We start from the raw sequence: 17,555 nt of genomic DNA on the forward strand, positions 1-17,555 counted from the left end.
TCCGGATCCACGTCGGAGAAGGGGACATGGTCCGGGCAGAGGACGCCCTTGTACCCGACCTCGCGGTAGGCACGGATGCAGGCCGCCATGTCGACCGACCCCTCGTCCGGCATCGCTTCGCGGAAGTCGAGGTAGCCGCCCCTGATGTTGCGGAAATGGACCATGAAGATGCGGTTCTGCGGACCGAAGGTGCGGATCGCTTCAAGCACCGTCTCGGTCGGGTTCCGCGACATCTCGGCGATGGTGCCCTGGCAGAAGTTGAAGCCGAGCGACCTGCTTTCCGGCGCCAGGGCGACGAAGCGCTTCAGTCCATCGAGCGAGCCCAGCACATGATGCACGCCGTTCAGGCCGCCCGGCGGATAGGCGGGGTCGTGCGGGTGGCAGGCGAGCTTGACGCCGGCCTTCTCGGCGGTGGGGAGCAGCGCTTCCACCAGATACTCGATGGCCCGCCAGCCGTCCGCTTCGGAGATGCCGCCGGCCTGGGAGGCTATCACCTGGCCGCAGGTTTCGGCAGCGCCGCCGGCGCGCGCGTCCTCGTCGTCCGGCAGCACGGTGCCCCAGTAGGAGAAACGGGCATCGTTCTCCGCCCGGTACTCGTCGGCCTTGAAGGTGGAGCAGCGCATGCCGCCGCGTCCCTCGACCTCGCCGGTGCGGGTGATGCCGACCATGGCGACCGTGTATTTCACCATGTCCACGCCGCCGTCGGCGGCGGCTTGGATATTGCGGCGAAGCTCCTTCGCCTTGGCCGCCGCCTTTTCCGGCGCGCGCAGGCTGTCGAGCAGGATGGAGCCGACGTCCAGCGCCATGCCTTCCAGGCGCATGCCATGGCTTTCGATCCACCGGCGCTGCGCCGCGACCTTGCCGGCATCCCACAATCCGTCCTCGCCGATCACCGCGTTGTTGGGGCGGGTGTCGATGACGATGCCCTTGCAGCCGAGTTGGGCGGACAGGCGCAGGCGGCTGTCTGTCGGGTTGATCAACTGTTCGCCGATATACATCGGGAAATCCTCTCGAATGCGTCTTCAGCGTGGGATGGCGGAGCCGTTTACTTCCTGAGTTCCATGCGCTTGATCTCGCCGACCACGACCAGATAGCTGACCGCGGCGACCAGGGCGTTGGCGCCGACGAACAGCAGGGCGCCGTTGAACGAACCCGAGGTCTGGATGATGTAGCCGATGATGATCGGCGTGCTGATCGACGAGATGTTGCCGCACATGTTGAAGACGCCGCCCGACAGGCCGGTGATCTCCTTGGGCGCGCAGTCCGACATGACGGCCCAGCCCAGCGCGCCGATGCCCTTGCCGAAGAAGGCCAGAGCCATGAAACCGACCACGATCCACTGCACGTCGGTGTAGTTGCAGGCGATCATGCTCATCGACAGCAGCATGCCGAGAACGATCGGCGTCTTGCGTGCCGCGGTCAGCGAGAAGCCCTTGCGCAGCATGGCGTCCGACAGCACGCCGCCCAGGATACCGCCGGCAAAGCCGCAGATGGCGGGGATCGAGGCGACGAAGCCGGCGCTGAGCACCGACATGCCGCGGGCCTGAACCAGATAGACCGGGAACCAGGTGATGAAGAAATAGGTGATCGCATTGATGCAGAACTGGCCGAGGAAGATGCCGACCATCATCCGGCTGGCGAACAGCTGGCGGATGTAATCCCACTTGGCGCCGCCCGCCGCATCGGTCTTCTTCTTCGCGGCGTCGTCCATGTTGACCAGACCGCCGCCCGCGGCGATGTAGTCGATCTCCGCCTGATTGATCTTCGGGTGCTCGACCGGGCTGTAGACGGTCTTCAGCCAGATGCCGGAGACGACCAGACCCAGGGCGCCCATGAAGCCGAAGGCCCAAGGCCAGCCGAAGGAGTGGGTGAGCCAGCCCATCAGCGGGGCGAAGATCACCGTGGCGAAATACTGGGCCGAATTGAAGATGGCCGATGCCGTGGCGCGCTCATGGCCGGGGAACCAGGCGGCGACCACGCGGCTGTTGCCGGGGAAGGACGGAGCTTCCGCAAGGCCGACGGCGAAGCGCAGCGCGAACAGGGCTGTCACCGCCGCGGCGCCGGTCAGGAAGCCGACGAAGCCCTGGAACAGGGTGAACACCGACCATGTGAAGATGCTCGCCGCATACACCCATTTGGAGCCGAAGCGGTCGAGCAGCCAGCCGCCCGGCAGCTGGCCGATCACGTAGGACCAGCCGAAGGCGGAGAAGATGAAGCCCATCTGCGCGGCATTGATGCCGAGGTCCTTGGACAGAACCGGGCCGGCGATGGCCAGGACGGCGCGGTCGGCGTAGTTGATTGCTGTCACGACGAACAGCATAACAACGATCGTCCAACGGATGCGTGTTTTTGTTGCCGCTGCCGCGCCTGCGACAGAGCTGTGATCCATCACTGTGTTGACACTCATGTGGCGCCTCCATTCCCGATGCTGCGCTGCCGTTTGTTATTTTCTAAGGCGCGCTTATCGGGAGAAAGATTCTGATGTGAGCGCTCTCTTATGGCTGGAAGAGCGCTTGATGTCTCTTGTTACCGCTCACAATAGCGCTGTGACTCCTAAACTCAACATCGGGCCGGCGCAAGAGCCTGCGGCGCTTTGCCACGATTTTTTCCGTTGGCCCAACGATCGAGGTAGTCGCCGGGGGGATCGGCCGAGACAGTAACCGGCACGTTTGCGGGCAACCCCCGGCTTGGGCACGCCGCCCGTCCTCGGGACGTCCTTGCGTCGAACCGTCGCAAGCCGTATCTAGACTCTACATCCTGGGGTTTACGCCGTGTCCGACACACCAGTTATTCGCCCGCGTCAGGGTGCAGCCAAGAAAGACGTCATGCCGGCGAAGACCGCCGGGAGCCGTGGCACACGGCCGACCAGCGGCAAGGCGACGCTGGAAACCGTGGCGACGCTGGCTGGCGTTTCCAGGATGACGGTCTCCCGCGTGATCAATCGTCCCGAATCGGTGACACCGGAACTGCGGGAGATCGTTCTCAAGGCCATTTCGGAAACCGGCTACGTGCCCAACCTGCTGGCCGGGGGACTGGCCTCGAGCCGGACCAAGGTGGTCGCCGCGGTCGTGCCGACGTTGACGCATGTGCTGTTCTCCGGGGCGATCCAGGCCTTCACCGACCGGCTGGCTTTGGACGGCTACCAGATGCTGCTGGGGCTGTCCGGCTACCCGACCGAGCGGGAGGGCGAACTGCTGCAGGCCATCCTCAGCCGCCGTCCGGACGCCCTGTATCTCACCGGCACCAGCCATCTGGCACAGACGCGCCGGCAGCTGCGCGCCGCCAACATTCCGATCGTCGAAACCTGGGATCTGTCGCACAAGGCTGTGGACATGGCCGTGGGCTTCTCCCATGAGGCGGTTGGCCGGGGTGTCGCCGAGTATCTTCATAACAAGGGCTACCGTCAGTTCGCGGCGATCAGTGCCGAGGATGAGCGCGCCATGCTGCGCACCCGCGAATTCGTTGCGACCCTGGCCCGGCATGGCATCCAGGAGGTCACCTGCCTTTCGACCGAGGCCCCCAGCTCCATGGCCATGGGGCGGCAGGCCTTGGGAGAACTGCTGGCCCGCGGCTTCCGCCAGGGCGCCATTCAGTGCAGTTCCGACGCCATGGCGCATGGCGTGGTGCTGGAGGCGCAGGCCCGCGGATTGTCGGTCCCGGGGGACATCGCCGTTATCGGCTTCGGCGACCTGGATTTCGCCGCCTACATGTCGCCGCCGTTGAGCACGGTGCGCATCGATCGGTCGGCGATCGGCCGTTTGGCCGCCGAAGCCCTGCTGACCCGACTGGCAGGCAACCGGGTGACCAAGAAAGTCATCGACGTCGGATTCGAGATCGTGGAACGGGCCACCGCCTGATCGACGATCTAGAGCCGGGTCAGACCGCCCCGTGCGCCTCCACATACAGGGCGTAGACGGAGTGGCAGCTCGCCATGTAGAGCCGGTTGTTCTTCGGCCCGCCGAAGGTCAGGTTGGCGCAGCGCTCAGGCAGCTTGATGAAGGCGATGGGTTTTCCCTGGGGGTTGAAAACCATCACGCCGTCCAGGTCTTCGGATTTTCCCTTCAACGGATAGACCATGCGGCCGCCGACCTGGGTGGGTTCGGCCTGTAGGGCGCCGTTGCTTCCCCAGCCGCACCACAGGTTCCCGTCGCGGTCGACCTTGAAGCCGTCCAGCGCCCCGAAATCGGCCGCGTCGATCAGCTTGGTCTTGTTGGACAGCGTGTTGTCCTTGCCGACGTCGAAGCTCCAGACGCTGCGGTTGGGCGTGCCCTTCCATTCCACCACGTAGAGTTTGCTCTCGTCGGGCGAGAAGGCCAGACCGTTGGGATTCACGAGGTCCGTGACCACCGCCGCGATGCGGCCGTCCGAGGCGATGCGGTAGACGTTGGTGGTTTCCTGCTCCGGCTTCGCCCTGAACCCTTCCCATTCGCCGTTGATGCCGAACAGGGGATCGGTGAACCAGACGCTGTCGTCCGACTTGACCACCACGTCGTTGGGCGCGTTCAGGCGCTTGCCCTGATAGGACTCGGCGAGCACGGTGATCTCGCCGCTCTTCTCGGTGCGGACCACCCGCCGGGTCACCGAATGCTCGCAGGTGACCAGCCGCCCCTGCCGGTCGCGGGCGTTGCCGTTGGCATAATTGGCGTTTTCGCGGAACACCGTGGTCTTTCCGGTCTTCTCGTCGAAACTCATGATGCGGTTGTTGGGAATGTCGCTGAACAGGAGCGTGCCCGTCTCCGGGAAATAGACCGGGCCCTCGGCCCAGCGGAAGCCGGTGGCCACCTGCTCCACCGAACTGCTGTAGATGCGGTACTTGGCGAAACTCGGGTCCAGGATCTGGACGGCCGGGTCGGGGTAGCGGGCGTTCGGCGTGAACGGGATCGCCTGGGCGAAGGCGTTGCCGGCGGCCATGGCCGCACCGGCGCCGGCGACCTGCAGGAAGCGGCGCCGGCCGAGGGTGTGCCGACCGAGGGTGGAGAATGTGGTCATGATGTCTCCTCCGGAGTTTCAGCATAGGATTTTTGGGCATGGATCGCCGGCTCACGGGAAGCGGTCGCCTTCCGTGTCCTTGCCCTTCCGCGCGCCGGCCGGCAGCGGAAGGGTCATGCGGGAAAAGTCATTCCACGTAGATGGCCGCCTTGCGGAGGATCTCCCCCCAGCGCTGCACCTCGCTGGCGAGTTGGGCCTGCAGGGCGTCGGGTTGCGCGTCACCGGGTGAGGCCGGGCGGGCGCCGCGGCCGGCGAAAGCCGCCGTCAGGCTCGGGTTCGCCAGCGCTTCCCGCAGTCCCGCCACGAGCGCGGCGACCGTTTCCAGCGGCGTGCCCTTCGGTGCGTAGAGGCCATGCCAGACCGTCAGGTCGAAGCCGGCCAGCCCCGCCTCGTCGAGGGTCGGCACCTGCGGCAGCTCCGCTGTCCGGGCCTTGGCGCTGACCCCCAGCACCTTCAGGCGGGCGGACCTGATCAGCGGCAAGGTGTGGGTGGTCTGGTCGCAGAGCAGATCGACATGTCCGTTCATCACGTCCATCACCGCCGGTTTGGTTCCGCGATAGGGGACGCTGGTCAGTTCGGTCTTCAGCATGTCCATCAGCAGCAGCCCGCACAGGTAGGAGGCCGAGCCGACGCCGGCGTTGGCGATGGACAGCCGGTTTCCCTCCGTCCGGACCAGCGCCTTGAACTCCTCGACCGTGGCAGCCTTCAGGCCCGGCTTCGCGACCAGCGTCATCGGCACCTCGGCCACCATGCCGATGGGGGCGAAATCATCGACCGGGTGGTAGCGCAACGCCGTGTAGAGCCACATGCTGGTGGCATGCCCGATGTTCGACAGCAGCAGCGTGTTGCCGTCGGGGCCGGCCTTCGCGACCCGCTCGGCGCCCACGGTGCCGCCCGCCCCATCCACATTGCGGACGAGCACCTTGCGGTCCAGGGAGTCGGCCATGGCCGTCGCCAGCGCGCGACCGAGCGCATCGGTGGGGCCGCCGGCCGCGAAGGGAACGACGATGGTCAGGGGCGGCCCGGCCCGCTCCGCGGCCTGGACGGGCAGGCAGGCCGTCACGAGCAGCACGAGGGAGGCTGACAGGGTGGCTCCCAGGGAGAACAGGGTCTTCGGCGACATGACGGTCACTCCTTGGAAACGGGTATCACTCCTGGAAGGCTTCCTCGCGCTTGCGCCGGACCGCGGGCGCCAGGACCGTCACCAGCAGAGCCAGCGCCACCACCAGCATGGCCGCGCTGATCGGGCGCGTCGCGAACACCATCGGGTCGCCCTTGGAGATCAGCAGCGCCCGCCGCAGATTCTCCTCCATCATCGGTCCCAGGATGAAGCCCAGCAGCATCGGCGCCGGTTCGCAGTCGAGCTTGCGGAAGACGTAGCCCAGCACCCCGAACCCGGCCATCAGGAAGATGTCGAAGACCGAGTTGTTCAAGCTGAACACGCCGATGGCGCAGAACACCAGGATCGCCGGATAGAGCAGATGGTAGGGGACCGCGATCATCCGAACCCACAGCCCGATCAGCGGCAGGTTGAGCACCAGCAGGAACAGGTTGCCCACCCACATCGAGACGATGATCCCCCAGAACAGCGCCGGCTGTTCGGTCATCACCGACGGGCCGGGCTGGATGCCCTGGATGATCATCGCCCCGATCATCAGCGCCATCACCGGGTTCGACGGGATGCCCAGCGTCAGCATCGGGATGAAGGAGGTCTGCGCCCCGGCATTGTTGGCGGCCTCCGGTGCGGCGACGCCCTCGATGGCGCCCTTGCCGAACTCTTCCGGATGGCTGGAAACCTTCTTTTCCATGGAGTAGGCCGCGAAGGAGGCCAGCATCGCCCCGCCGCCCGGCAGGATGCCGAGCAGCGATCCCAGCGCCGTGCCGCGCAGGACCGGCGCCACGATGCGTTTCAGGTCGCCTTTGGAGGGAAGCAGGCCGGTGACGCTCTTCACCATGGTGGTCCGCGTCGCCTCGTTCTCCAGATTGGCGACGATCTCGGCGATGCCGAACACGCCCATGGCGACGATGACGAAGCCGATGCCGTCGGCCAGCTGCGGCAGGTCGAAGGTGTAGCGCGCGGTGCCGGAGTTCACGTCGGTGCCGATCAGGCCGAGCAGCAGGCCCATGACGATCATCGCCAGGGCATGCAGCAGCGAGCCCTGCGCCAGCACGATGGACGCCACCAGCCCCAGCACCATCAGCGAGAAATATTCGGCCGGACCGAACTTCAGCGCCAGATCGGCCAGCGGCGGCGCGAACAGCGCCAGCAGCACCGTCGCCACCGTGCCGGCGAAGAAGGAACCGAGGGCGGCAGTGGCGAGCGCCGTGCCCGCCCGGCCCTGGCGTGCCATCTGATAGCCGTCGAGCGCCGTCACCACCGAGGAGGATTCGCCCGGCAAATTGACCAGGATGGCGGTGGTCGAGCCGCCATATTGCGCACCGTAATAGATGCCGGCCAGCATGATCAGGGCGGATTCCGGCGGCAGCCCGATGGTGACGGGCAGCAGCATGGCGATGGTGGCGACCGGCCCCAGCCCCGGCAGCACGCCGATGGCGGTGCCCAGGAACACGCCGAGCAGGCAGTAGGCGAGGTTGGAGAGGCCCAGCGCGGTCTGGAAGCCGAGCGCGAGATTTGCCAGGATGTCCATGGTGGCCTCCCGCTCATCCGGTGAACCAGGGGCCGAGCAGCGCCATCGGCACGCCCAGCCCCCTGACGAAGACCAGCGCGCAGAAGGCCAGCAGGGCCACAAGCCCCGCTGCGGCGCGGATGTCGAAGCGGAACATACGGCTGGCCGCGGCGCTGACCAGGATCAGGGCCAGCAGTGCCGGGATCAGCCCGGCCGGCTCCAGCAGCAGGCCGAACAGCGCGGTTGCTCCCGCCACCAGCGCCAGCCCCTTCCAGGCGACGGCGCCGATCGGCCCGCCGTCCTGGATGAAGGACCGGAGGACGGACAACACGCCGAAGACGGCCAGCAGCCAGCCGAGCACGGTGGGGAAATAGCCGGGTCCCATGCGGCTGCCGGTCCCGGGGGCATAGTCGCGGCCGATCCACACCGCCGCCAGCCCGACGGCGATGTAGATGACGCCCGCGTAGAGATCCTTGGGATTGCGCGAACAGGTCGTCATCGGATTTGCCTTATTGGTCCGGGGTGATGTTCCCGGTCTCCACCACCGACTTCCAGCGCGCCAGTTCGGCGTCGAGGAACTGCGAGAACTTGGCGCTGCCGGTGCCGACCACCTCGAAGCCCGCCTCCTCGAACCGGCCCTTGACGTCGGGGGCGGCCAGCGCGCCGGTAAGGCCGGATTCAAGCTTGGCTTTCACCTCCTTCGGCAGCCCGGCGGGGGCGGCGACGGCCTGCCAGGAATAGACCTCGATGCCGGCGACGCCGGCCTCCGCCATGGTGGGCGTATCGGGGAAGGCGGGGATGCGCTTGTCGCTGGTGACGGCGAGCAGCTTCAGCTTGCCTGCCTTGATGTGGCCGGTGACGACGCCGAGATTCTGGAATGACACCTCGGCATGGCCGCCGATCAGGTCGGTGATGGCCGGTCCGCCGCCCTTGTAGGGCACATGAAGGCCGGTGGTGCCGGTCTGCTGCCAGAACAGCGCCGCGGTCAGATGGTCCGATGAGCCGGTGCCCGAGGATGCGAAGGTCACCGCCTCCGGGTTCTTCTTCAGATGGGCGATCAGGTCCGCGACGGTGTTGACCGGAAGATTGGGCGTCGCCACCAGCGCGTTCGGCGTGCGCACCGCCACCGTCAGCAGGTCGAAGTTCTTTCTGGGATCGTATTTCAGCCCTTTGTAGAGCACCGGATTGATGGCGTAGACGCCGATCGAGGCGACCAGCAGCGAATAGCCGTCCGGCTTCGCCTGCGCGATCTGCGCCGCCCCGATGGAGCCGTTGGCGCCGGGCCGGTTCTCGACGACGACCGGCTGGCCGACCGCCTCGGTGAGCTTCGGTCCGATCAGCCGCGCCGTGGTGTCCGACGCGCCCCCCGGCGGGAAGGGCACGATCATCGTCAGCGCCTTGTCCGGATAGTCGGCGAGGGCAGGCACGGACAGCACCGCGGCGAGCGCGGCCATGGTGAGAAGCGGCAAGGTCTTCATGGTTCCTCCCTGTTCCACTTTGTTTTTTGACTGCCGCCGGCGATCGGCGGTCATGTCCGATGTCGTTTTCAGTCCCTGAATTTCCGGGCGATCGCCTCGGTGGTGCGGGCGAGCAGGCCGGTGTCGATGCCGACGGCGGTGTAGACGCAGCCGGCGGCCATGTAGCGGCGCGCCAGCGTTTCGTCGGCGGTGAGGATGCCGGCCCGGCTGCCGGCGGCGACGATCCGGCCGATGGTCTTCTCGATCAGTTCGACGATCTCCGGGTTGCCCTGGTCGCCGAGATAACCGAGGTCGGACGACAGGTCGCCCGGACCGATGAACAGCCCGTCGATGCCCGGCACCGCGGCGATGGCCTCCAGATTGTCGAGGCCCTTGCGGGTCTCGATCTGCACGAGGATGCAGATCTCCTCGTGGGCGCGGCGGTGATAGTCCTTCACCCGGCCGAAGCGCGAGGCCCGGCTGGCCCCGGCGAAGCCGCGGATGCCGTCGGGTGGAAAGCGCGTGGCGGCGACCGCGGCCTCGGCCTCCTCGACCGTCTCCATCATCGGGATCAGGAAGGACTGCACGCCGATGTCGAGATGGCGCTTGATGACGATCGGATCGTTGTCCGGAATACGGACGACCGGATGCGTCGTGTTCTCCATCATCGCCTGCAGCTGCGCCAGGATGCCCGGCACGTCGTTGGGCGCGTGTTCGGCGTCGAGCAGCAGCCAGTCGAAGCCGGAACCCGCCAGGATCTCGGTGGCGGTGGGGCTGGCCATGCTGTTCCAGAAGCCGATCTGCTTTTGGCCGGCCTGGATGGCGCGCTTGAAGGAATTGGTGCGGAGGTCCACGGGACGGCGTGCCTTTCGATGGGGGTTGAAGTCGATGGGGGTTGACGGGTTCGCCTGCCTATTCCGCCAGCGCTTCGGTGCGTTTGCGCAAAACGGCGGGGGACAGCATGGCGAGAAGCAGGACCGCGACGACCGCGAGCAGGACGGCGCTGATCGGGCGGGTGAGGAAGACCGAAGGGTCGCCGTCGGACAGCTGCATGGCGCGGCGGAAATTCTCTTCCAGCTGCGGGCCGAGCACGAGGCCGAGCAGCAGCGGCGCGGGCTCCACGCCCACCTTGATGAAGAAGTAGCCGACCGCCGCGCAGCCCAGCATGAGCCAGACGTTGAAGGCGCTGTTGGAAATGCCGTAGGTGCCGATGCAGCAGAACAGCACGATGGCCGGGAACAGCAGGCGGTAGGGGATCTTCAGCATCGAGACCCACAACCCGACCAGCGGCAGGTTGATGATCAGCAGCATCAGGTTGCCGGTCCACATGCTGGCGATGACGCCCCAGACCAGCGCCGGCTGTTCGGTCATCACCTGCGGACCGGGCTGGATGCCCTGCATCATCAGCGCGCCGATCATCAGCGCCATCAGCGCGTTGGCCGGAATGCCGAGGGTCAGCAGCGGGATGAAACTGGTCTGCGCCCCGGCGTTGTTCGCCGCCTCCGGCCCGGCGACACCTTCGATGGCGCCCTTGCCGAAACGCTGGGGATCGCGGGCGATCTTCTTTTCCAGCGCATAGGCGGTGAAGGGCGGCAGCGCCGCACCCCCGCCCGGCAGCACGCCCAGCGCCGAGCCGATGGCGGTGCCGCGCAGCATGGCGGGGAAGGCCGCCTTGAGGTCGGCGCGCGTCGGCACGAGGTCGCGCAGCTTCTGGCTGACCACCTGCCGGACTTCGTTACGCTCCAGGTTGGCGATGATCTCGGCCAGCCCGAACATGCCCATCGCCACCGGGACGAAATCGAGCCCGTCGGACAGGGCCGGGATGCCGAAGGTCATGCGGGCGGCACCGGAATTCACGTCGATCCCGATGGTCCCGAGCAGCAGCCCGAGAAACACCATCGCCAGCGACTTCGACACCGAACCATGGGCCAGAACGACGGCGGCGAGCAGGCCGAGGACCAGCAGGCTGAAATACTCCACCGCGGTGAATTTCAGCGCCAGCGCGGCCAGCGGCAGGCTGAGCAGCGCGATGACGATGGTGGCGACGGTTCCCGCGAAGAAGGACGACACGGCGGCGATGGCCAGCGCCGGACCCGCCCGCCCCTGGCGTGCCATCGCGTGCCCATCCAGGCAGGTGACGACCGAGGATGTCTCTCCCGGCACATTCACCAGGATGGCCGTGGTGGAACCGCCATACTGCGCGCCGTAGAAGATGCCGGCGAGCATGATCAGCGCCGATTCCGGCGGCAGCCCGAAGGTGAAGGGCAGCAGCAGAGCCACCGTCGGGATGGGACCGATGCCGGGCAGCACGCCGATGGCCGTGCCGATGACGACGCCGATCAGGCAATAGAGCAGGTTGTTGAATTGCAGGGCCGTGGACAGGCCGAGCAGGAGATTGTCGAACAGCTCCATGGGGCGCCTACCAGGGCCAGATGGGGACCGGCAGGGCGAGCGCCTTCACGAACAGAAGGACCGCCCCGGCGGTGACGCACAGGCCGAACAGGATGACTTCGAAAAGGCGGCTCTCGCGGCTGGCGGCGGCGGCCAGCAGGACCGCCGAGAAGGAGGCCGCCACCAGACCGGCGTCCTCGATCAGGAGCGCGAAGGCGCCCACGGCGACGGCGATCCCCAGCATCGGCCGCATCTGCACCCGTTCGATGCCGGTATGTCCACGCATCAGGCCGCGGCCGGCGAAGAACAGACCGAAGCCGAGCAGGATCAGCGCGATGGCACGCGGCATGTAGCCGGGTCCCATATCGGCTGCGGAGCCGCCGGAAAGCCTCGACGTTGCGGCGAAGGCGCCCGCCGACACCGCGATCAGGAATACGCCGAACAGAAGGTCGGGCCAGTCGAGCCGCCGCCCCTGCGGCCGGAGCTGGGACATGTCGAAATGGGGCATGGCGAATGTCCGGTGAAGCTGGTCAGTTGGACTTGATGTCCGCGGCACGGACGATGTCGCCCCAGGACTCGATGTTGGCGGCGAGCCAGGCCTTGACGTCGTCCGGCGTGCCGGGGCGCACCATGCCGCCCTGTTCCGCGACCTTCTCCTTGATCTCCGGCATCGCCAGGATCTTCTGAAGCTCGGCATTCAGCTTGGAGATCACCTCCGGCGGGGTCTTGCCGGTGGTCAGGATGGCCTGCCATGTCCCGGCGTCGGACAGCGGGAGCTTGGCCTCCTTGAAGGTCTGCGCCTCCGGCAGGGTGGGCAGCCGGCCGTCGCCGGTCACGGCGATCCCAACGAGCTGCTTGGACGTCACGAAGGGCAGCGTCGCCGTGGCGCCGTTGATGATCACCGTGCTTTCGCCGGACACGACCGCGCGCGACGCCGCAGCGCCGCCCTTGTAGGGCACGGCCTTCCAGTCGATGCCGAGATCGCGGGCCAGGGCCACGGATGTGATGTGGTTGAGTGCGCCGACGCCGGAATTGGCAACCGCCAGCTTGCCGGGGTTGGCCTTGGCGTAGGCGACCAGTTCGGGAACGGTCTTGGCCGGCACGGACGGATGCACCGCCAGCACATAGGGGCCGAACATCACCATTCCGACCGGCGCCAGATCCTTCTGCACGTCGTAGGACAGATCCGGGAACAGGCTGGGCGCCACCGCCAGCGAGCCGATGTCCATCAGCAGGAGCGTATGCCCGTCCGGCCGGGCCTTCGCCACGGCATCGGCGCCGATGTTGCCGGCGGCACCCGGCTTGTTCTCCACCACCACCGGCTGGCCGACGGCTTCGGACAGCTTGGGGCCGATGAGGCGGGCGAGAATGTCGGACGTGCCGCCGGGCGCGAAGGGAACGACGATGCGCACCGGGCGGTCGAACGACTGTGCCTGTACGAGGGTGGGAATGATGGCGCCGCACAGCGCCAGGGCGGCGACGGCCGCCCCCAGTCGACGAAACTTCATCGGCATTTCCTCCACTTGGCGGTTTTCGCGCGTGTCGTGCCTGTGGTCGGCGGCACATTTTTGTTCGCAGCGTTGATGGTATGTTACACGGACTGTCGTTGCTTAATGAGTTGTTCTGCGCATCGATCGATGCCATTTTTGGATCGATGTTCGAACTCAGCCATCTCCGATGCTTCGTTGCGGTCGCCGAGGAACTGCATTTCGGCCGCGCCGCTGCGCGCCTGAATCTCACGCAATCGCCGCTCAGCCGTCAGATACAGCTGCTGGAGCACGCGCTGGACGTCCGGCTTCTGGACCGCACCAGCCGGTCCGTCACCCTAACGCGGGCGGGGCACAACTTCCTGCCGGAAGCGCGCCGGCTTCTTCGGCTGGCGGAGGGCGCCGCCCTGGCCGCCCGGCGGACGGCGATCGGCGAGGAGGGCACGGTGACGCTGGGTTTCACCGCGGCCTCCGGATATGAATTCCTGCCGCGGCTGATCCAGACGCTGCGGGAGAAGGCGCCGGGCATCGATCTGGATCTGAAGGAGATGGTGTCGGCCGACCAGCTGGAATCGCTGACGGCCGGGCGGATCGACATCGGCCTGATCCGTCCGTCCTACAACCGCCGCGAATTCGACTCGCTGTGCGTGGTGCGCGAACCGCTGGTGCTGGCCGCACCGGAAGGCCATCCTCTGGCCACGCTTCCGGAGGTTTCGATCACCGACCTCGACCACCAGCCGATGGTGGCCTATTCGCCCTACGAGGCGCGTTACTTCTACGATTTGCTCGCCACCCTCTTCACCAGCGCCGGGGTCCGCCCGCGCTATGCGCAGCACATCAGCCAGATCCACACGATCCTGGGGCTGGTGAAGGCGGGAATCGGGCTGGCGCTGGTGCCGCGCGCGGCGCTCAATCTGGGTTTCCAGGGGGTGGTGCTGCGGCCGCTTGCGGGCGATGCGCATCCGATCGTGGAACTGCACGCGGTCTGGCGCCCGAGAAACGCCAACCCCGCCATGGCGACGGTGCAGACGGTCCTGCGCGAAATCGCCGGCGAACGCCGGACGCGCGGACAACCCTCCGCCTGCTCACCATCGGTCGCCGGATGATGTTCCCAAATCGGATGCCGGCCTATGCGAATTGGCGCCCGTAGCCGATCGGCGGCGGGGCCAGATCGAGAATGCGCTGGTAGAGCCGCTCCGCCTCCTCCTTCGGCTTGATGCCGAACAGGGGATTGTCGTTCTCGCGGAAGGCGGCGTCGATCTCCCGCCAATCCTCCTCCGTCAGAACCCGTTCGGCCAGGGGGAGAAGCTGTTCCTCCTCGGTCTGGAGATGGGCGTATTCCAGGGTGGCGTAGCGTTCGGCGGTGGCGAAGAAATCCTCCGCCGCGCCGTCGTCGCCGGCCTCGTAGCAGACCAGCTGGCGTTTCAGCATCTCGATCATCGGATAGCCCAGCGCGTGCTCGCGCTCCAGCTTGGCCAGCAGGGCTTCGGCTTCCGGCGCGCGGCGGCGGACCGCGGCGAAGAGGAAGCGGTCCTCCTTCGGGTGGTGCCAGTGGTCAGGGTATGTGACGATGTAGTCGAGGATGGCGCGCAGCAGGGGGAAGTCGGGGGATGCCCCGCTGCGGATGGCGCGGATCTGGTGGCGCAGGGCGTGCAGCACCGCGGCGATGGCGAAATGCTCGTCCTTGATGATGCGGATGGCGTCCATGCTGGGTCGGTCTCCCCGATCTGGGTGGTGAGGATCAGGGCAGCGCGCGCGAGGCGTCGCCCAGCCGGTGGTAGGCGCGGTTGAAGTAGACGAGGCCGAGATGATCATTGCCGCTGGCCTCGCGCTGGCGGATGTCGACGACCTGACAGTAGAAGACGCTGTGGGTGCCGACGCTGTGGGTGTCGACGATGCGGCAGTCGAAATTGACCAGTGCGCCGGCCAGCGCCGGGCTGCCGGTTTCCAGGCTGGTCCAGTCGGCATGGGGGAAGCGCTCGTCGGCCGACAGGCTGCGGTTGGAGAAGACCTCCGACAGGGACTGCTGCCCGCCGCAGAGCGGGTTGACGCACAGCACGCCATTCTCCGTGAAGGCCCGATGCACGAAGGACGACTGGTTCAGGCAGACCAGCAGGGTCGGCGGCTGGTCGGTCACGCTGCACACCGCGGTGGCGGTGAAGCCGGCCCGGCCGCCGGGACCGGCGGTGGTGATGATGTTCACGGCACCGGTCAGCATCGACATGCCGTTGCGGAAGCGGGAAACCTCAACCATGGGGGAAGTCCTTAGTCTCAGATGTCGAGGACGAGCGTGTCGGTGCGGGCGCGCGAGCAGCAGAGCAGGATCTGGTCGTTGTCGGCCTTCTCCTCTTCGGTCAGGAAGACGTCGCGGTGGTCCGGAATGCCCTCCAGCACGGTGCACAGGCAGGTGCCGCAGACGCCCTGTTCGCAGGACATCTGCACCTTGATGCCGATGCGGCCGAGCGCCTGGACGATCGTTTCGTCCTCCGCCACCTGCACGGTCTTGCCGCTGCGCTTCGCCACCACCTCGAAGGCACCGCCGCCGGTGGCGACCTCAACCTGGAAATATTCGCGGTGGATGTGCTCGGTGGGCAGGCCGAGGCGCGTCGCCTCGCCGATCACCCAGTCCATGAAGCCGGTCGGGCCGCAGACATAGAGGTGCGTGCCGGCGGGCGCGTTGCCGAGCAGGGCGGGCAGGTCGAGGCGCTGGCCGGCCGGGCCGTCGTCGAGATGCAGCGCGCTGCGGTCGTGGAACGCCGCTTCGGCCAGTTCGCCCAGGAAGGCGCAGGCGTCACGGCTGCGGCCGCAGTAATGCAGCTCGAAACTGCCGCCGGAGGCCGCCAGGGCGTGGGCCATGGCGATCATCGGGGTGATGCCGATGCCGCCGCCGATCAGGATGGAATGGGCGGCATCGACCGCCAGGGGGAACAGGTTGCGCGGCAGGCCGACCGCGACCTCCGCCCCCTCCTGCAAGCCCTCATGCGCCGCCACCGAGCCGCCGCGCGAGGCGGGGTCGCGCAGGATGCCCAGCCGGTAGCGGCTGCGGTCGGCCGGGTCGCCGCACAGCGAATATTGCCGGACCAGACCCGGCGCCAGATGCAGGTCGACATGCGCCCCAGCCTCGAAGGGCGGCAGCGGGTTGCCGGTCCTGTCGATGAGGTCGAGCAGCAGCACCCCGTTCCCTTCGACCCGGCGGCGGGCCACCGTCAGCGTCAGCTTGTCTTGCGTCGTCATGACCGTCTTTCCTCAGCGCATGAAGATGCCGCCGTTGATGTCCCAGGCCGCACCGGTGGTGAAATCCGCATCCGGCGAGGCCAGTTCCACCGCCATCCGGGCGACGAAGGCGGGGTTGCCCAGCCGCTTCACCGGGATCATGCCGATCAGCGTCTCCAGCCGTTCCGGCGGAACCGAGGCGCGGACGGAGGGAAGCTCCATCGGGCCGGGGGCGATGGCGTTGACGGTGACGTTGCCGGCCGCCAGTTCGCGGGCGAAGATCTTGGTCAGCGTCAGGATGCCGGCCTTGGAGGAGGCGTAATGGGCGCCCGACGCCGTGCCGCCGTTCTGCCCGGCCAGCGAGGCGATGTTGACGATGCGGCCGTAGCCGGCCTTCGCCAGATGGGCGCCGAACACCTGGCAGCCGAGGAAGGTGCCGCGCAGGTTGACGGTCAGCACCGCGTCGAATTCCTCCGGCGTGATCTGCATGACCGGGGTCATCGGCGTCATCGCGGCGTTGTTGACCGCCACATGCAGCGCGCCCCAGCAGGCCAGCACGGCATCGAGCGCCGCGGCGAAATCCGCCTTGCGGGTGACGTCGAGAACCAGCGGCAGCACCGCCTCGCCCGACGGATCCAGGCTTGCCGCCGCCTCCCGCACCGCGTTCTCCGCGACGTCGGTGAGGGCGACGCGGTAGCCGGCGGCGAGGAACTGTTCGGCGATGACCCGGCCCAGCCCCTGGGCCGCGCCGGTGACGAGAGCGACCTGTGCCATCCCGTGGACTCCTGTCAGAGGATGTAGCCGATGCTGTGCAGCGCGTCGGTGGAGTTCACCAGCCGGACGATCTTGCTCTTCAGCCGGAACCCGTCACCGCTGCGGGCGAGTTCGTAGGTCACGTCGGCGGTGTAGTCGCGCAGCGTCTCCTTGCGGAACTCGCACAGATGCTGGGCGGCGCGCACCGTTATGGCGGCGCCGTCGTCGGCCAGGATGCGGAAGCGCGACAGCGAGCGCACCGTGCGCGAGGCCGGCTGGGTCGAGACGGACTCGCCGCTGGTCAGGCGGGCGACGCGCTTGGCCCGCATGTCGGCATCGTCATAGGCGTAGTTCAGCCGGTCGGCGAGGTCCGTTGCCTCGGGATCGATCGGCACGATGTAGAGGCCGTCGGCGGTCCATTGCGCCAGCCAGTCCTGATAGTCGCGGTGGTCGAGCATGTCGGCCTCCTGCCAGAGGAAGGCGCTGACCTCGGTGAGGAGTTGGGTGTTCATGGGGTGTGTCTCCGGGGGGTGTCAGGGGGTGGCGGGGCCATTGCCCCCTCCCTAACCCTCCCCCGCTTCGCGGGAGAGGGAGGGACCCGCGGCGCAGCCGTGGGAGGGAGGGGGCATGCAGGGATA

General features: G+C 67.3%; 18 protein-coding genes. 2 read left to right on the top strand and 16 right to left on the bottom strand.

Translation table 11 applies throughout. The features are described 5' to 3' along the window. The coding region (locus VD964_RS22095) for a mannonate dehydratase (protein WP_324870653.1) at nt 1-998 on the bottom strand (998 nt) is incomplete at its 3' end. 47 nt (nt 999-1,045) lie between these two features. After that, complete coding sequence (locus tag VD964_RS22100) at nt 1,046-2,320, bottom strand: MFS transporter (protein ID WP_324870654.1); 1,275 nt, start codon at nt 2,318-2,320, stop codon at nt 1,046-1,048. A 505-nt stretch (nt 2,321-2,825) separates the two neighbouring features. Between VD964_RS22100 and VD964_RS22105 the strand changes: the two genes are divergently transcribed. Then, complete coding sequence (locus VD964_RS22105) at nt 2,826-3,857, top strand: LacI family DNA-binding transcriptional regulator (protein WP_324870655.1); 1,032 nt, start codon at nt 2,826-2,828, stop codon at nt 3,855-3,857. Between the two features lie 19 nt (nt 3,858-3,876). On the opposite strand, the gene VD964_RS22110 is transcribed toward VD964_RS22105, so the two are convergent. The 9 genes from VD964_RS22110 to VD964_RS22150 form a co-directional block, all read right to left on the bottom strand. Beyond that, nucleotides 3,877-4,989 (bottom strand): SMP-30/gluconolactonase/LRE family protein, encoded by a 1,113-nt coding sequence (locus VD964_RS22110; protein WP_414637230.1) that lies wholly within the window; start codon nt 4,987-4,989, stop codon nt 3,877-3,879. 127 nt (nt 4,990-5,116) lie between these two features. After that, nucleotides 5,117-6,112 carry a tripartite tricarboxylate transporter substrate-binding protein gene (locus VD964_RS22115; RefSeq protein ID WP_324870656.1) on the bottom strand — a complete coding sequence of 332 codons (996 nt, stop codon included), beginning with the start codon at nt 6,110-6,112 and terminating at the stop codon, nt 5,117-5,119. A 25-nt stretch (nt 6,113-6,137) separates the two neighbouring features. Further along, complete coding sequence (locus tag VD964_RS22120; protein ID WP_324870657.1) at nt 6,138-7,637, bottom strand: tripartite tricarboxylate transporter permease; 1,500 nt, start codon at nt 7,635-7,637, stop codon at nt 6,138-6,140. Between the two features lie 13 nt (nt 7,638-7,650). Beyond that, nucleotides 7,651-8,115 (bottom strand): tripartite tricarboxylate transporter TctB family protein, encoded by a 465-nt coding sequence (locus tag VD964_RS22125; protein ID WP_324870658.1) that lies wholly within the window; start codon nt 8,113-8,115, stop codon nt 7,651-7,653. A 10-nt stretch (nt 8,116-8,125) separates the two neighbouring features. Then, nucleotides 8,126-9,094 carry a tripartite tricarboxylate transporter substrate binding protein gene (locus VD964_RS22130; protein WP_324870659.1) on the bottom strand — a complete coding sequence of 323 codons (969 nt, stop codon included), beginning with the start codon at nt 9,092-9,094 and terminating at the stop codon, nt 8,126-8,128. 68 nt (nt 9,095-9,162) lie between these two features. Continuing rightward, the gene (locus tag VD964_RS22135) at nt 9,163-9,927 is read right to left on the bottom strand and encodes an aldolase/citrate lyase family protein (protein ID WP_324870660.1); all 765 of its coding nucleotides are present in this window, start codon (nt 9,925-9,927) and stop codon (nt 9,163-9,165) included. A gap of 58 nt (nt 9,928-9,985) precedes the next feature. Beyond that, entirely contained in the window at nt 9,986-11,485 is a 1,500-nt protein-coding gene (locus VD964_RS22140) for a tripartite tricarboxylate transporter permease (RefSeq protein WP_324870661.1), read from the bottom strand. Nucleotides 11,486-11,492: 7 nt separating this feature from the next. Further along, on the bottom strand, nt 11,493-11,972 hold the full coding sequence (locus VD964_RS22145; protein ID WP_324870662.1) for a tripartite tricarboxylate transporter TctB family protein: 480 nt from the start codon (nt 11,970-11,972) through the stop codon (nt 11,493-11,495). Between the two features lie 22 nt (nt 11,973-11,994). Beyond that, nucleotides 11,995-12,972 (bottom strand): tripartite tricarboxylate transporter substrate binding protein, encoded by a 978-nt coding sequence (locus VD964_RS22150; RefSeq protein ID WP_324870663.1) that lies wholly within the window; start codon nt 12,970-12,972, stop codon nt 11,995-11,997. Between the two features lie 146 nt (nt 12,973-13,118). Between VD964_RS22150 and VD964_RS22155 the strand changes: the two genes are divergently transcribed. Next, nucleotides 13,119-14,057, top strand: a complete 939-nt coding sequence (locus VD964_RS22155; protein ID WP_324870664.1) for a LysR substrate-binding domain-containing protein — start codon at nt 13,119-13,121, stop codon at nt 14,055-14,057. 22 nt (nt 14,058-14,079) lie between these two features. Here the strand turns inward: VD964_RS22155 and VD964_RS22160 are convergent, their stop codons facing one another. From VD964_RS22160 to VD964_RS22180, 5 genes are read right to left on the bottom strand one after another with little or no spacing between them, the layout of a single operon-like run. After that, nucleotides 14,080-14,658: a hemerythrin domain-containing protein gene (locus tag VD964_RS22160; RefSeq protein ID WP_324870665.1), complete on the bottom strand. Its 579-nt coding sequence runs from the start codon at nt 14,656-14,658 to the stop codon at nt 14,080-14,082. A 34-nt stretch (nt 14,659-14,692) separates the two neighbouring features. Then, complete coding sequence (locus tag VD964_RS22165) at nt 14,693-15,205, bottom strand: flavin reductase (RefSeq protein ID WP_324870666.1); 513 nt, start codon at nt 15,203-15,205, stop codon at nt 14,693-14,695. Between the two features lie 17 nt (nt 15,206-15,222). Then, nucleotides 15,223-16,185 carry a PDR/VanB family oxidoreductase gene (locus tag VD964_RS22170; RefSeq protein WP_324870667.1) on the bottom strand — a complete coding sequence of 321 codons (963 nt, stop codon included), beginning with the start codon at nt 16,183-16,185 and terminating at the stop codon, nt 15,223-15,225. 12 nt (nt 16,186-16,197) lie between these two features. Next, nucleotides 16,198-16,938: an SDR family NAD(P)-dependent oxidoreductase gene (locus VD964_RS22175; protein ID WP_324870668.1), complete on the bottom strand. Its 741-nt coding sequence runs from the start codon at nt 16,936-16,938 to the stop codon at nt 16,198-16,200. 14 nt (nt 16,939-16,952) lie between these two features. Beyond that, on the bottom strand, nt 16,953-17,429 hold the full coding sequence (locus VD964_RS22180; protein ID WP_324870669.1) for an aromatic-ring-hydroxylating dioxygenase subunit beta: 477 nt from the start codon (nt 17,427-17,429) through the stop codon (nt 16,953-16,955). Between the last annotated feature and the right edge of the window lie 126 nt (nt 17,430-17,555).

The sequence above is a fragment of the Azospirillum sp. genome, assembly GCF_035628975.1.
GTDB lineage: Bacteria > Pseudomonadota > Alphaproteobacteria > Azospirillales > Azospirillaceae > Azospirillum.

Bases quoted from the DNA above. Each gene is read 5' to 3' on its own strand.
- VD964_RS22120 (WP_324870657.1), bottom strand. From the start codon at position 7,637: ATGGACATCCTGGCAAATCTCGCGCTCGGCTTCCAGACCGCGCTGGGC.
- VD964_RS22130 (WP_324870659.1), bottom strand. From the start codon at position 9,094: ATGAAGACCTTGCCGCTTCTCACCATGGCCGCGCTCGCCGCGGTGCTG.
- VD964_RS22165 (WP_324870666.1), bottom strand. From the start codon at position 15,205: ATGGTTGAGGTTTCCCGCTTCCGCAACGGCATGTCGATGCTGACCGGT.
- VD964_RS22155 (WP_324870664.1), top strand. From the start codon at position 13,119: ATGTTCGAACTCAGCCATCTCCGATGCTTCGTTGCGGTCGCCGAGGAA.
- VD964_RS22110 (WP_414637230.1), bottom strand. From the start codon at position 4,989: ATGACCACATTCTCCACCCTCGGTCGGCACACCCTCGGCCGGCGCCGC.
- VD964_RS22115 (WP_324870656.1), bottom strand. From the start codon at position 6,112: ATGTCGCCGAAGACCCTGTTCTCCCTGGGAGCCACCCTGTCAGCCTCC.
- VD964_RS22175 (WP_324870668.1), bottom strand. From the start codon at position 16,938: ATGGCACAGGTCGCTCTCGTCACCGGCGCGGCCCAGGGGCTGGGCCGG.
- VD964_RS22100 (WP_324870654.1), bottom strand. From the start codon at position 2,320: ATGCTGTTCGTCGTGACAGCAATCAACTACGCCGACCGCGCCGTCCTG.
- VD964_RS22105 (WP_324870655.1), top strand. From the start codon at position 2,826: ATGCCGGCGAAGACCGCCGGGAGCCGTGGCACACGGCCGACCAGCGGC.
- VD964_RS22170 (WP_324870667.1), bottom strand. From the start codon at position 16,185: ATGACGACGCAAGACAAGCTGACGCTGACGGTGGCCCGCCGCCGGGTC.
- VD964_RS22140 (WP_324870661.1), bottom strand. From the start codon at position 11,485: ATGGAGCTGTTCGACAATCTCCTGCTCGGCCTGTCCACGGCCCTGCAA.
- VD964_RS22160 (WP_324870665.1), bottom strand. From the start codon at position 14,658: ATGGACGCCATCCGCATCATCAAGGACGAGCATTTCGCCATCGCCGCG.
- VD964_RS22125 (WP_324870658.1), bottom strand. From the start codon at position 8,115: ATGACGACCTGTTCGCGCAATCCCAAGGATCTCTACGCGGGCGTCATC.
- VD964_RS22180 (WP_324870669.1), bottom strand. From the start codon at position 17,429: ATGAACACCCAACTCCTCACCGAGGTCAGCGCCTTCCTCTGGCAGGAG.
- VD964_RS22145 (WP_324870662.1), bottom strand. From the start codon at position 11,972: ATGCCCCATTTCGACATGTCCCAGCTCCGGCCGCAGGGGCGGCGGCTC.
- VD964_RS22150 (WP_324870663.1), bottom strand. From the start codon at position 12,972: ATGAAGTTTCGTCGACTGGGGGCGGCCGTCGCCGCCCTGGCGCTGTGC.